Here is a 14,381-nt window from a genome sequence, read left to right on the forward strand (position 1 = left end):
GATGGCCGGCAGGCCAGAGGGGGGTGTGACGGATCGCCAACCTTTGGTCTGATCTTCGAGTAGCGGAGACGTCGGCGGGACAGCACCCCCTCTGCCTTGCCAGGCATCTCCCCCGCAAGGGGGGAGATTGGCAGCTCCAACGCTTCACCCCTTCTGCGCTGTCCCATCAAGATACTGCGTCAGCGCGCAGACCAGATGATAGAAGATGCTGGCCGGCACGTCCGATGCCAAGGAGCGGCCGCGTTCGTCGATGCGGTCAATCCACAGGCCGAGCGGGGCCGGATCGATGTGCCAGCGGAACAGGCGGCCGACGCGCGCCTCGATCTCCGGCTTGAGGTCGGGGCCACCAGGCCCGTCAAGCGCGATCGCCGCCTTGATCGCTTCGGCCTGTGGCCAGCTGCGCGATACAAGGTCGAGCGGCAGGCCTTGTCTTGAGACGGCGCCATAGGCAAGGCCGGTGGCGCGGTTGAGGCCGTTGGCGATGGCCGAGGCGTAGAGCTTGCGGGCAAAATTGCTCAACTCGCCCTGACCGCTGCGGGCGACGAAATCGGTGAGCAGCGAGGCCCATTCGAAATGATGGCCGGGCTCGGTCCATGTGCCCTTCTCGCCGGCGGCCGGCTTCCACCCGGCGTCGAAATATTCGCCCAGCGTCCAGCTCTCGGCATCGAAGAAATGACTGCGGAAAAGGTCGATGATGCGCGCGGCGCGGCGCAGATAGGTGCGGTCGCCGGTCGCCTCATACCAGGCGAGGAAGGCCTCGAGCAGATGCATATGCGGGTTGGAGCGCCGCTCGCCCTCGCCGTCGGATGTCTCGAGAAAGCCGGTCATGCGGCTGTCCTCGAGATGCGCGTCGAGAAACACGAAGGTCTCCTGGCCCAGCCGCAGCGCATCCGGATCGCCGCACATATGCGCGTGCGCCAGCGCCAGCAGCACGCAGGAATGGTCGTAGGCATCCTCGGTTGGGTCGGCGACGGAGCCGTCGACATTGAGCGTGCGCACCCAGCCGCCCCGGTCCGTGCGGCCCTTGCCGGCCATGAAGGCGATGCCATGGGCGATCAGGCGATCGGCAGGACCGTCCCAGCCGCGGGCCTTGGCAACGGCGAAGGCGTAGACTTGCCTCGCCGTCGTGCGCATGCGCTTGGGCTTCAACAGCGCCTCGCCGTCGAAGCCGAGCGCCTCGTGGAAGCCGCCATGACGCTCATCGACGCCTGAAGTCGACCACAGCGGCAAGGTCTCCTCGAACAGCCAGTGATGCACGCGCCGACGCCAGGCGCCGCTCTCGATGACGCGGTCGTGTGCCGGCGTAAACCTGGTTTCCAGCCGTCCCGATTTCTCCAGCTGCTCGACGATCTTCTTGACGTGCTGGCTGTGGCTGACCGGGGCAACGAAGGTGGCGTCCGCGGTCGAGACGATGGCGACATCCTTCATGCCGATCGCCGACAAAAGCCGGCCGTCGCTGCGGATGTAGGAGTTCTCGCAATCGATGGCGACGACATCGCCGACGACGACATTGCCCTTGGCGTCGGCAGGGCCGACATCAAGCAGCGACTGCCAGGAGCCGAGGTCGTTCCAGCGGAAGCCGGCCGGCACCATGGCGATGTCCTTGGCCCGTTCCATGATGGCGTAGTCGATCGAGTTCGACGGGATGGCGGCGTAGAGGTCGAGCGGCATATAGAGGCCGGACAGGTCGCTCGTTGCTGCCTTGTAGGCCGCTTCGGTGGCCTGCCAGATGTCGGGCTGGAAGGCCGCAAATGCGTCGCGCATGGCGCCGGCGCGAAATAGGAAAATGCCGGTGTTCCAGTAGAAGGTGCCCGCACTGAGATAGCTCTGCGCAGTGGCGAGGTCGGGCTTTTCGACGAAGCGCGACACGTCGAAGACGCCGCCGCTTTCGGCTGCGACTTCGATATACCCATAGCCGGTCTCGGGCTGCGTCGGCTTGATGCCGAACACCACCAGACGGCCGGCAAGCGCTGCCTGGCTGCCCGCCTCGACGCTCTGCCAGAACTGCTTGGGCGTGGCGATTTCGTGGTCTGACGGCACCACCAGCACCAGGCTGTCGCCGAACTCCGACAATGTGCGCAGCGCGGCCAGCGCCACGGCGGCAGCCGTGTTGCGCCCGGTCGGCTCGAACAGCGGGCCACCGCCGGCGAGGTCGAGGCCGGCAAGGTCGGCATGCACGCGCTCGGCATGGCGCTCGGCGGCGATCAGGAAGATCGGCGTTTCGCCCTCCGGCCGCGCCGTCAGCCGGCGCAGTGTCTTGGCCAGCATCGAGCCGTCGCCGGAAAGATCGTGGAACTGTTTCGGGTTGTCCTCGCGTGACAGCGGCCACAGCCGCGAACCGACACCGCCGCTCATGACAAAACTGACGATGCGCTCGGTCATGAAAGGTCCAATCAGAACGTCTGGTTGTAAGCGCCGACTTCGGGGCTGCGGCGCAGCACGGCGTCGACCGCCTCGAACATCTGCCGGCGGCGGTCGGACGATACCGGGCTTTCGACAACCACGACAAGCTCCGGCTTGTTCGACGACGCCCGTACCACGCCCCAGGTGCCATCTTCGGCCACGATGCGCACGCCGTTGACGGTGATCAGCTCGGCGATCTTCTGGCCGGCAAAAGCCTTGCCGGCGCGCTGTATCGCCTGGAAGTCCGCCACCACCCGACCGACCACGCCGTATTTCACGTCATCGGCGCAATGCGGCGACATGGTCGGCGTGCCGAAGGTCAGCGGCAGCGCGCGATAGAGATCGGCCATCGAACTTATGGGGTTGCGGACGAGCATCTCACAAATGGCTATTGCCGTGATGAGACCGTCATCATAGCCGCGGCCGATCGGCGGATTGAAGAAGAAATGGCCCGACTTCTCGAAGCCGGCGACGGCGCCAAGCTCGGCGACGCGGCGCTTGATGTAGGAATGGCCGGTCTTCCAGTAATCTGTCTTCGCGCCGTTGGCGCGCAGGACGCTGTCGGTGTTGAACAGGCCGGTCGACTTGACATCGACGACGAAGGTCGAGCCGGGGTATTGGGTTGATATGTCCCGCGCGAGCATGACGCCGACCTTGTCGGCAAAAATCTCGTTGCCCTCATTGTCGACCACGCCGCAACGGTCGCCGTCGCCGTCGAAGCCCAGCCCGACATCAGCACCTGTTTCCAGCACTTTGTCCCTGATGGCATGCAGCATCTGCATGTCTTCCGGGTTCGGGTTATAGCGCGGAAAACTGTGGTCGAGCTCGACATCGAGCGGGATCACCTCGCAGCCGATGCGCTCCAGCGCCTGTGGCGCGAAGGCGCCGGCAGTGCCGTTGCCGCAAGCGGCCACGACTTTCAGCTTTCGCGCGATGCGCTTGTCGCTCACCAGATCGTCGAGATAGGTCTCGCGAAAACCGGAGACGAATTCGTAGCAGCCACCGCCGGCAAGATCGAAATCGCCCGACAGCACGATCTGTTTCAGGGCGCTCATCTCCTCCGGTCCGAAGGTGAGCGGCCTCGCCGCACCCATCTTGACTCCGGTCCAGCCATTCTCGTTGTGCGATGCGGTGACCATGGCGACGGAAGGCGCGTCGAGCGCGAACTGGGCGAAATAGGCCATGGGCGACAGCGCCAGGCCAATGTCTTTCACCTTTGCGCCCGCAGCCATCAGGCCGGAAACCAGCGCCAGCTTGATGGCAAGCGAATAGGAACGGAAATCATGCCCGGTGACGATGTCGGGACCCGCGCCAAGACGGCGGATCAAAGTGCCCAGGCCCATGCCCAACGCTTGGACGCCGATCAGGTTCAGGTCCGGCGGTTGCGTCGAACCGGCATGGCCAAACCACCAGCGCGCGTCGTATTCGCGAAAGCCGGACGCCTTGATCAGCGCTTCGGTTTCGAATTCGAAGCTGTTGGGCCGGGCGTCGCCTACGATTTTCAGGGGCAAGGCAGCAAAGCTCCAGATGGCGAAAACACGATCTATCGGGGCTGCGACTTAGCACACAAGGCTTTAAGCCGGGTTTATCCCGGGAGGGAAAGCCAAGCTTTGCGGCGATGCCCAACGAAAGCCAACGAAATGCGACAGAAGCGCTGCCATTGCCGCTTGCAGGAACGGTATGCGGCAGCTATAAGCCCGCGGTCTGGTCACGGAGTGTAGCGCAGCCTGGTAGCGCACCTCGTTCGGGACGAGGGGGTCGCAGGTTCAAATCCTGCCACTCCGACCAGAAAAAACAGACACTTAGGTGTTTGTTCTCCCGACCCACAAGATAGCTTGATGCAAACCGGCCGCGTCGGCGTCGCTGTCAGCATGGTGTTTTGACGCGACAACCTTCCGCGCTACCTCGATAATAGGAATGCCGCCGAGACAGCGGCCGGAACGAGGTTTGCGGAAGATGAATTTGTTGATTTCAAGCCGGCTGTCAGCGCTGCTCGCTTTGTCCCTGGCGGCAGGCTGCTCATCGCTGGGCAGCGCGGTGAACCCGGCGAAATACGACAGCATGACATGCGCCGAGCTCAACACCGCCGTAGGCGATACCGCGCGCGACATCTCGCAAACCGCCATCACCCGCGGCAAGGTCGCCAACACCAGCGTGCCGAACTGGCTGCTCGGCGGCACGCGCGTGAAGAGCGCAGTGGCCAAGCGTGAGACGGCCAGAATCGAACTGCTGAAGCAGCGGCAAGAGGCCATTGTCGCGACAAGAGCCAACAGATGTCCCAGGTCAGCGGGCTAAGCGAACTGGCCCTACCCTGACTATCTGCTCAACGTCACGCCTTAAGCACTCAGCCGGAAGCGCGTGACATCGATCGCCGCAGCCATCAGCGTCTGGGTGTAGGCGGCCTGCGGGTTGCTGAATATCTGTTCGGTCGGGCCTTCCTCGACGATCTTGCCCTGCCTCATGACGATGATGTAGTCGGCCATGGCGCGCACCACGGAGAGATCGTGGCTGATGAAGAGGTAGGATAGTTCGTGGTCGGCCTGCAGCTTGCGCAGCAATTCGACGATCTGCTTCTGCACCGAGCGGTCGAGCGCCGAAGTCGGCTCGTCCAGCACCACCAGTTTGGGCTTCAGGATCACGGCACGCGCGATGGCGATGCGCTGGCGTTGGCCGCCGGAGAATTCGTGCGGGTAGCGGTTGCGTGCGTTGGGATCGAGGCCGACCTCGAGCAAGGCCTCGACGGCGCGCTGATCGCGTTGCTTGCCTGACAGGTTCGGCTCATGCACCAGAAGCCCTTCGGTGATGATCTGGCCGACGGTCATGCGCGGCGACAGCGAGCCGAACGGATCCTGGAAGACGAGTTGCATCTCACGACGCAGCGGCCGCATCGCCTGGCGGTCGGCGGTGGAGATGTCGCGGTCGCCGAAGCGGATGACACCGTCGCTGGGCAACAGGCGCAGAAGTGCGCGGCCGAGCGTCGATTTTCCCGAACCGGACTCGCCGACGATACCGATGGTCTGGTTGCGCTTCAGCCGGATCGAAATGTGATCGACGGCGCGTAGCAGCAGCGGTTCGCCGGCAAGGAAGCCGCCGCCGATCTTGAAGGTCACTTCGACATTGCGGCCCTCCAGCAGCACAGGAGCGCTGGGCGGCGGCGCCGCCTTGGTGCCGGTCGGTTCGGCGGCCAGCAGCATTTTGGTATAGGCATGCTGCGGGTTGGCGAAAAGTGCTTCCGCTTCGCCTTCCTCGACCACCTCGCCATAGCGCATGACATAGACGCGGTCGGCAAAGCGCCGGACGATGCCGAGATCGTGGGTGATAAAGACGATGGCCATGCCGAGCTTGCGCTGCAATTCGGCGAGCAGCACCAGGATCTGCGCCTGGATGGTGACGTCGAGCGCCGTCGTCGGCTCGTCGGCGATCAGGATGTCGGGGTCGTTGGCCAATGCCATGGCGATCATGACGCGCTGGCGCTGGCCACCCGACATTTCGTGCGGATAGGATTTCATCCGCCGCTCGGGATCGGGGATATGCACCAGCCTGAGCAACTTGAGCGCCTCGTTCCGTGCCTCGGCTGCGTTCAGCCCCCGGTGCTTGCGGATCGGTTCGATAAGCTGGTTGCCGATCGAATAGAGTGGATCGAGCGAGGTCATCGGCTCCTGGAAGATCATGCTGATCTTGGCGCCGCGCACCTTGTTGAGGTCGGGCTTGCTCATGGTCAAAAGGTTGCGGCCGCGATAATCGACGTGACCCGTCGCCTCGCCATTGGACGCCAGCAGGCTCATCGCCGCCATCATGGTCTGGCTCTTGCCGGATCCGGATTCGCCGACCACGGCAACGGTTTCCCCTGCCTTGACGTGGATGTTGATGCCCTTGACCGCTTCGACCGCGCCGTCGAGCGTGCGGAAACGGACGCGAAGGTCCTTGACGCTGAGGATCGTTTCGGGCGTTTCCATCGCAACGGTCCCCATTTTATTTGGTCCCCATATTATCGGTCTCTCGGATCGAGCGCATCGCGCAGGCCGTCGCCGACGAAGTTCAGCGCAAACAGCGTCGACACGAGGAAGAAGGCGGGGAACAAAAGCAGCCAGTTGGCGGTGCCGATGTTCTTGGCGCCGACGGAGATGAGCACGCCCCAGCTGGTCATCGGTTCCTGCACGCCAAGGCCGAGGAAGGACAGAAAGCTTTCCAGGATGATGACCTGCGGCACCAGCAGCGTCATGTAGATCACCACTGGTCCGAGCAGATTGGGGATGACATGGCGCAGCAGGATGCCGCGCTGGCCGACGCCCATGGCTTCGGCCGCCTGGACATACTCCTGCCGCCGGATCGACAGCGCCTGGCCGCGCACGATGCGCGCCATGTCGAGCCACAGCACCGCTCCCACCGCCAGGAACATCAGCACGAAGTTGCGGCCGAAGAACACCACCAGCATGATGACGAAGAAAATGAAGGGCAAGGAATAGAGCACGTCGACGATGCGCATCATCACCTCGTCGATCTTGCCGCCGGAAAAGCCGGCCGCCGCCCCGTAGAGGACGCCGATGACCACCGCGACAATGCCGGCAAGCAGGCCGATGGCCAGCGAGATGCGCCCTGCCATCAGCGTTCGCGAGAGAAGATCGCGACCGGTGTTGTCGGTGCCGAACAGGAAGTACTGCTGTTTGACCGACGCAGTCATAGTCAATTCGAGCCCGTCGGCCGATTTGCTCTCTATCTTGGTATCGTCGAAGGCATCGGAGCGGTCAAGATAGCGGATGTTGCGGTCGTCGATCGGTTTGGTCGAGGTGACGGTGACGGTGACGCGACTGCCGTCCAGTTTCCACTCCTTGATGTCGACGCGCATGCGCTTGATGGCATCCTTGAGCGCCGTCTCGATCATGTCGGGCTTCGGATAGGCTGAAAAGCTTGGCGGCGTGCGCACATAGTCGGCATAGATGGTGGTGTACTGATGCGGCACGAACCAGGGGCCGAAGATGCTGATGACGCCAATGAAGGCCAGGTAATAGAGGCTGAACATGGCGGCGCGGTTGGCTTTGAGGCGCGCCCATGCGTCGCCCCAGAGCGAGCGGCCGACGACGGCCGGCGGAGCGGCGGCGGCTGTGATGTCAGTCATAGCGCACCCTCAGTCATAGCGTACCCTCGGGTCGACGACCGCGTACATGACGTCGACGATCAGGTTGAAGACGATGGTGAAGAGCGCGATCACCACCACGGTCCCCATCACCAGCGTGTAGTCGCGGTTGAGCGCGGCATCGACGAAATAGCGGCCGACACCGGGAATGGAGAAGATGGTCTCGACGATGACCGAACCGGTGAGCAGCGCCGCGGCTGCGGGGCCGGTGAAGGAAACGATCGGCAGGATGGCGCCGCGCAGCGCGTGCTTGACCACCACCGACCAGTCGGAGAGGCCGAGCGCACGCGCCGTTCGGATATGATGCGAACGCAAGCTCTCGATCATCGACCCGCGCATCAGGCGGGCAACGATGGCGATCTGCGGCAAGGCCAGCGTCAGCACCGGGCCGATCTTGTTGATTAATGCGCCATCACCCCAGCCGCCGATCGGCAACAGCTTCCAGGTCAATCCGAACACCAGCTGAATCACAGGAGCGATGACGAAGGTGGGGATAGTGCTGCCGGCGGTCGCCAGCGCAATCACCGTATAGTCGCCAAGCTTGTTCTGGTTGAGCGCGGCGATGGTGCCGAGCACCGAACCAAGCAGCAGCGCCAGGATCAGCGCCGAGGTGCCGAGCTGGACCGATATCGGCAGCCCCTTGGCAAACAGTTCGGTGACGGTGAAGTCAGGCAAATTGTAGCTCGGCCCGAAATTGCCGCGCAGAAGATTGCCGAGATAGTGGGCATATTGCAGCCAGAGCGGATCGTCGAGGCCGAACTGTGCTTCCAGATTGGCCCTGATCTCGGGACTGAGGCCCCGCTCCTGATTGAAGGGGCCGCCCGGTGCGACGCGTATCAGGAAGAACGCCATGGTCACGATGACGAACAGCGTCGGAATGGCGGTCAGAAGCCGCCGTAAGATGTATCGCAGCATCGGCGCCCCGCTTCGGCCAGAGCGACATACGTCCATGCGGACGCATTGCCACGCTCCGGCGCCAAATCTTCGCACCGGGCTTGCCGAAAATCGACCACGACTTTCGGACCGGTGCGATGACCGACCAGTCCGCCGCGCCCAAATGGGGCGCGGCGGTCCAGTCAAGGATGATTATCAGTCCTTGGAGACGAAGCGGGACGGATGGATGTCCATCACATTGTCATCGAAGCCATGCAGCTTCGAGGAAACGATATCGTGGAAGCTGTAGTAGAGAAGCGGAATGTTGCCGACGTCATCGACAAGGATGCGCTCGGCCTCGGTGAGGTCCTTCATGCGCTCTTCCGGCTTGCCGCCGGCAGCCGCGGCCTTGTCCATGGCCGCCTCATATGCCGGGCTGACGTAGTTCGAATAGTTGTTGCCGCTGGCCTTGCGGGTGATGCCGAGGAAGGTCTCGGGATCCTTGTAGTCGGCGATCCAGGCGGCACGCGCCACGTCGTAGTTGCCCTTCTGCTCGAGGAAGGAATAGTGGGTCTTGGTATCGGTGTTGAGCAGCGTGATCTCGACGCCAAGCGGCTTCAACTGTTCCTGGATGGCAACCGCGGTGTTCTTGTGGTTTTCCGAGGTGTTGTAGCGGATCTCCATCTTCAGCGGATGCTCGGGCGTATAGCCGAGTTTCTCAAGGATCTTCTTGGCGGCGTCCTCGCGGTCGATCTGCGGCATGTCGGCGTATTTGGCCATTGCCGGCGTGTAGCCGGCGATGCCCGGAGGCACCATCGAATAGCCAGGCAGCATGGAATTCTGCCAGACCTTTTCGGCCAGGAAGTCGCGGTCGATAGCCATCGAGATGGCGTTGCGCAGCTCGACATTGTCCCAGGGCGCCTTGTCGGTCTTGATCGCGTAATAATAGGTGCCGAGATACGGTCCGACGCGGACCTGATCGCCGAACTTGGTCTTGAGGTCAGCGAGCTGTTCGGTCGGCAGGTCGCCGTAGCTGTCGAGTTCGCCTGCCTCGAAGCGCTTCATCGCCGAAGAGCGGTCTTCGGTCGGGATGTAGTTGACGACGTCCATCTTGACGGTCGCGGCATCCCAGAATTTCGGATTCTTGACCAGCTTCATGTGGTCGTTGGGAATCCACTCGGCCAGTGTATAGGGGCCGTTCGAAACGAGATTGCCCGCCTTGATCCAGTCGGCGCCGAGCTTGTCGATCGAGGCCTTGTTGACCGGATAGGTAGCCTGGTGGGTCAGCATCTCCAGGAAGTATGGCGTCGGCGCCTTCAGCGTCACTTCCAGGGTGTTGGCGTCGATCGCCTTGACGCCCATGTCCTCGGGCTTGCCTTTCTTGGTGTTGACTTCCTCGGCGTTCTTCACGGGATAGAGCATGGAAGCGTATTCGGCGGCGGTCGCCGGATCCTCCAGCCTACGGAAGGAATAGACGAAATCGTCAGCCGTCACCGGGCTGCCATCCGACCACAAGCCGTCCTTGCGCAGCTTGAAGGTGTAGACGGTGCCGTCATCCGATACCGTCCAGCTTTCGGCGGCGCCCGGGATGAGGTTCGTCTTCTGATCGTGCATGACCAGTCCCTGGAACAGGTCGCGTATGATATCGGCTTCGTAGACGGTCGAGGTCTTGTGCGGATCGACCGTCTCCGCTTCGGCGGCGCTGCCTCTGTTATAGACGGTCTCGGCAAGGGCCGGCGTCAGGAACGTGCCTGCGGCAAAGGTCATGGTCGCGGCGACAAGCGTCGCCTTCAGCATATTTTTCAGCATGAAGTCTCTCCCTGTGGCGCTGCCCATCGGCTGCGCCTTACGAGTGTTGACGCCCCGGAACCGATTTCTGGCCCCTTCGAGCGCGCCGCCGGTTCCCGTTCCGGCAGCTGGTGGCAGGAGACTAGACAGACGGAAATGCTATTTCAACCGAGTCTTGCTTGACGCTAAGTGAGCATCCTCACCCTAAACCAGCCATAGCTAATCTATATTACCAGGTTCAATTGGGTGCAGCTTGAGGTTGTCCTGTAATTTTGCCTTTTGCCCTCAGCAGTTGTCATTAGCGCAACCACCTGGAAACATTTCAGGAATGCCGTCGTGGCCAAGCTCGACGAAAGTACCGAAGAAGCCCGAAAATGAAAAACGTGGCGCCGGTGACGTTGCGCGGATCACTCGGCACGGTTGCATGCGGACACGATCTTTTTTGAAGCCGGACGGCGTCCCTGAAAGATCAGCCTACCTTGCCGACAAACCAGCCCAGGGCCGGCAGCGACAGCCCCTCCTCCTGCAGGACGGCACCGCCACCCAGAGCGATCGCCTCGACAGGCTGGAGATCCGGCGGCAGTCGCCAGTCGGCCGGCTTGTCGGCGAAATTGAAGACGCAGAGCAATATCTCGTCCTCGCCCTGCCGGATGAAGGCAAGGACATCGCCGTCGGTATCGAGAAAGCGGATCGGGCCCTTGACCAGCGCCGGATGCGCCTTGCGCAAGGCGAGCATCGTCCGGTAGCCGGCGAGCACGGACTTGTCGTCGGCGTTCTGGATATCGACCGCCCGAGCGCGGTGGCTTTCCGGCACCGGCAGCCAGGGTTTTCCCGAGGAAAAACCGGCATTGTCGGCGCCCGCCTCCCAGACCATCGGTGTGCGGCAGCCGTCCCTGCCTTTGACCCCCGGCCAGAAACGGATGCCGACGGGATCGCGCAGATCCTCGAAGGTCAGTTCCGCCTCCTCCAGCCCAAGCTCTTCGCCTTGGTAGAGACAGATCGAGCCCCGCAGGCAGGAGAGCAAAGCGATAGCGAATGTCGCCACCGCATCTGGATCGCCGCCCGGCCGCGTCCAGCGGCTGACATGGCGCACGACATCGTGGTTGGAGAACGCCCAGCAGACCCAGCCGTCGGCGACGGCTGCCTCGAAGGCCTCGACGCAGCCGCGCACATGGGCGGCTGAGAATTGCGGGCCGAGCAGGTCGAAGGTGTAGCACATGTTGAGCTTGTCGCCGCCGGATGTGTAGGCGGCCAGCGTCTGCAGCGAGCGGCCTTCGTCGCCGACCTCGCCGACACTGGCGCGGCCGTCATATTCGTCGAGCAAAGCGCGGAAGCGCCTGAGGAAATCGAGGTTTTCCGGTTGCGTCTTGTCGAACAGGTGCTCCTGGAAGAGATAGGTGTTGGTTTCGCCGTTGGTGCCGGCGACGCTCGACGCCAGCGGCGGGTTGCTGCGCAGCCAGCGGTCGTGGACATAGTAGTTGACCGTATCCAGGCGGAAGCCGTCGACGCCGCGCTCGAGCCAGAACCGCACCGTCTGCAACAACGCGTCTTGAACCTCAGGATTGTGGAAGTTGAGGTCCGGCTGCGAGGCGAGGAAATTGTGCATGTAGTATTGCCGGCGGGTCGCGTCCCACTCCCAGGCCGGGCCGCCGAAGACCGACAGCCAGTTGTTGGGCGCGTTGCCGTCCGGCCTGGTGTCGGCCCAGACATACCAGTCAGCCTTGGGATTATCCTTGCTGGCACGGCTCTCTACAAACCATTCGTGCTTGTCGGAGGAGTGCGACAACACCTGATCGATGATCACCTTCAGGCCGAGCCTGTGCGCCTCGGCAACCAGCGCGTCAAAGTCGTCGAGCGTGCCGAACATCGGATCGACCGCCTGATAGTCGGAGACGTCGTAGCCCATATCGGCCATTGGCGATTTGAAGAAGGGCGACAGCCAGACGGCGTCGACGCCGAGCGAGGCGACGTGCGCCAGCCGTGAGGTGATGCCTGAGAGGTCGCCGCTGCCGTCGCCGGTGGTGTCCTGGAAGGAGCGAGGATAGATCTGGTAGATGACGCAGCCGCGCCACCAGTCGGCGCTCTGTTCGGGTCCCGGCTGGGCATTGTCGTCGGCCATTACGGACCCTTCCTGGCGCGGGCCTTTGCGGTCCGGCGCTCGATCATGAAACTGACACTGCGGCCGGGCAGCGGCCGCGCGAGGTCGACCGCTTGCGCTTCAACAGCCGGCTGCCATTCAAACCCTTGCCGCGCGGGCAGCGTGAAGACGCATTGGCGGCGATCGCCATTGACGATCACAGCCAGGCGGCCTTCCCCGCCATCGCCGAGCAGCATGACGAGGCGATGGCGCGAGCCATCGTTCCAGTCGGCTTCGCTGAGCAGCGCGCCGGTCTCGGTCAGCCAGGCGACGTCGGGCGTTTCAGAACCGGCCGGCGGCTCTCCGGTCAGGAAGCGCGTATCGGAAAGCGCCGGCACCGCGCCGCGCAGAGCTGCGAGCGCCGACACATGGGCTTCCAGCCCGACGTCGCGCCCGGCCCAGTCGAGCCAGGTGATGGCGTTGTCCTGCGCATAGGCGTTGTTGTTGCCCCCTTGCGTGCGGCCGAATTCATCGCCCGCCGTCAGCATGATGGTGCCGCGCGAGGCAAATAGAGTGGCGAGCAGCGCGAAGCGATCATGGGAACGGGCCTCGGCAATCGCCTTGTCCGAGGTTTCGCCCTCGACGCCGTTGTTCCAGGACAGGTTCTCATTGTGGCCGTCGCGGTTCTTCTCGCCATTGGCCTGGTTGTGCTTGGCTTCATAAGCGACGATATCGGCCAGCGTCATGCCATCGTGCGCGGCGATGAAGTTGACCGTGCGGCTGGCGGATTGGCCCTCCCTGCCGAACACATCGGAGGAGCCGGCGAGCCTTGTCGCCAGCGCACCGACCGCGCCGGCATCGCCGCGCCAGAAGCGCCTGACGTCGTCGCGGTAGCGGTCGTTCCATTCCAGGTATGGCGGCCGGAAATTGCCGAGCTGATAGCCATTCGGGCCGATGTCCCACGGCTCGGCGATCAGCACCCTATCGGCAAGGATGGGATCGGTTGCGATGGTATCGAGCAACGGGGCCGCCGGATCGAATACGCCAGCGACGCGGCCGAGGACCGGCGTCAGGTCGAAGCGGAAACCGTCGACGCCGGCATGGCGGACGAAATGGCGCAGCGTGTCGAGTACCATGTCGCGAACGACCGGATGGTCGCAGGCAATGGTATTGCCGGTGCCGGTATCGTTGGCCAACCTGCCGTCCGGCTCGCTGCGGTAGTAGGCTTGATTGTCGAGGCCGCGCAGCGACAGCGTCGGCCCGAGCCGGTCACTTTCGCCGGTATGATTGAAGACGAGATCGAGGATGGTGCCAATGCCAGCCCTGCGCAGCACCCTCACAGTATCGCGCAACTCGGCGAGGCCGCCGGGCGCCAGGCGCGGGTCGAGCGCCATGAAGGTGACTGGGTTGTAGCCCCATGCGTTGCTGAGGCCGAGCGGCGGCAAATGGCGCTCATCGATCCATGCCGTCACGGGCATCAGCTCAACGGCGGAGACGCCGATCTTTCTGAGGTGTTCGAGGATGGCCGGATGCGCAAGTGCCGCAATGGTGCCGCGCTGCGCTTGGGGCACGTCCGGATGCAGTCTGGTGAAGGAACGGACATTGAGTTCGTAGATCAGACCGCCCGGCTGGAACAAAGGCGCCTTGGCCGGCAGCGGCTTGGGCAGCGCGCGGGCGACGGTCTTCGGCATCAGCGGCGCGGTATCGGTGCCTTCGTTGCGCCGGGCGGCAAGCCGCCAATGATGCTGGTAGGGCCGGTCGATCTCGACGGCGTAGGGATCGGTGAGCAGCTTGTCGGGATCGAACCACAGCCCGCGCTCCGGCGCATATTCGCCGTCGGCGCGAAAGCCGTAGCGCGTACCCGCGGCAAGGCCGGCGACGAACAGCGCATGGACGCCCTCGCTTTCCGGCTGAAGTTCGAGCAGGTCGATTTCACGGGCGCCGGTGTCGTCGAAGATCGACACCCACAGGCGCCGCGCGGATGACGACCAGGCGGCGAAGCGGATGCCTTCGGGAGTGACGGTTGCGCCGAGCTGGGTCATCGGCGCATCCTCCACTCTCCCCCTTGTGGGGAGGGTCGCGAACGAAGTGAGCGGGGTGGGGGTC

Annotated in this window: 8 protein-coding genes, 1 tRNA gene and 1 pseudogene; 2 read left to right on the forward strand and 8 right to left on the reverse strand. The window is 63.5% G+C overall.

Annotated features, from left to right (window positions below):
• Positions 1–144 precede the first annotated feature (144 nt).
• The gene (locus tag NKJ75_RS09100) at positions 145–2,382 is read right to left on the reverse strand and encodes a mannose-1-phosphate guanylyltransferase/mannose-6-phosphate isomerase (protein WP_023834451.1); all 2,238 of its coding nucleotides are present in this window, start codon (positions 2,380–2,382) and stop codon (positions 145–147) included.
• An 11-nt stretch (positions 2,383–2,393) separates the two neighbouring features.
• Complete coding sequence (locus tag NKJ75_RS09105) at positions 2,394–3,914, reverse strand: phosphomannomutase/phosphoglucomutase (protein ID WP_023834452.1); 1,521 nt, start codon at positions 3,912–3,914, stop codon at positions 2,394–2,396.
• Positions 3,915–4,114: 200 nt separating this feature from the next.
• On the opposite strand from NKJ75_RS09105, the gene NKJ75_RS09110 reads away from it, so the two are divergent.
• Both NKJ75_RS09110 and NKJ75_RS09115 read left to right on the forward strand, forming a co-directional pair.
• Positions 4,115–4,191, forward strand: a tRNA-Pro gene (locus NKJ75_RS09110).
• Positions 4,192–4,359: 168 nt separating this feature from the next.
• Entirely contained in the window at positions 4,360–4,698 is a 339-nt protein-coding gene (locus NKJ75_RS09115) for a hypothetical protein (RefSeq protein ID WP_023684572.1), read from the forward strand.
• Positions 4,699–4,739: 41 nt separating this feature from the next.
• Here the strand turns inward: NKJ75_RS09115 and NKJ75_RS09120 are convergent, their stop codons facing one another.
• The 6 genes and pseudogenes from NKJ75_RS09120 to glgX form a co-directional block, all read right to left on the reverse strand.
• On the reverse strand, positions 4,740–6,359 hold the full coding sequence (locus NKJ75_RS09120; RefSeq protein ID WP_023684573.1) for an ABC transporter ATP-binding protein: 1,620 nt from the start codon (positions 6,357–6,359) through the stop codon (positions 4,740–4,742).
• Positions 6,360–6,391: 32 nt separating this feature from the next.
• Positions 6,392–7,519 carry an ABC transporter permease gene (locus NKJ75_RS09125; RefSeq protein WP_023670736.1) on the reverse strand — a complete coding sequence of 376 codons (1,128 nt, stop codon included), beginning with the start codon at positions 7,517–7,519 and terminating at the stop codon, positions 6,392–6,394.
• Between the two features lie 9 nt (positions 7,520–7,528).
• Positions 7,529–8,452, reverse strand: a complete 924-nt coding sequence (locus tag NKJ75_RS09130; protein WP_023684574.1) for an ABC transporter permease subunit — start codon at positions 8,450–8,452, stop codon at positions 7,529–7,531.
• 426 nt (positions 8,453–8,878) lie between these two features.
• Positions 8,879–10,246, reverse strand: a pseudogene (locus NKJ75_RS09135) (peptide ABC transporter substrate-binding protein); the annotation flags it as partial.
• 421 nt (positions 10,247–10,667) lie between these two features.
• Positions 10,668–12,317 (reverse strand): beta-galactosidase BglA, encoded by a 1,650-nt coding sequence (gene bglA / locus NKJ75_RS09140; RefSeq protein ID WP_023834454.1) that lies wholly within the window; start codon positions 12,315–12,317, stop codon positions 10,668–10,670.
• On the reverse strand, positions 12,317–14,317 hold the full coding sequence (gene glgX, locus NKJ75_RS09145) for a glycogen debranching protein GlgX (RefSeq protein ID WP_352499574.1): 2,001 nt from the start codon (positions 14,315–14,317) through the stop codon (positions 12,317–12,319). Before glgX ends, bglA begins: the two co-directional genes overlap by 1 nt.
• Between the last annotated feature and the right edge of the window lie 64 nt (positions 14,318–14,381).

It is taken from the genome of Mesorhizobium sp. M0058, from assembly GCF_040323095.1.
Lineage (GTDB): Bacteria > Pseudomonadota > Alphaproteobacteria > Rhizobiales > Rhizobiaceae > Mesorhizobium.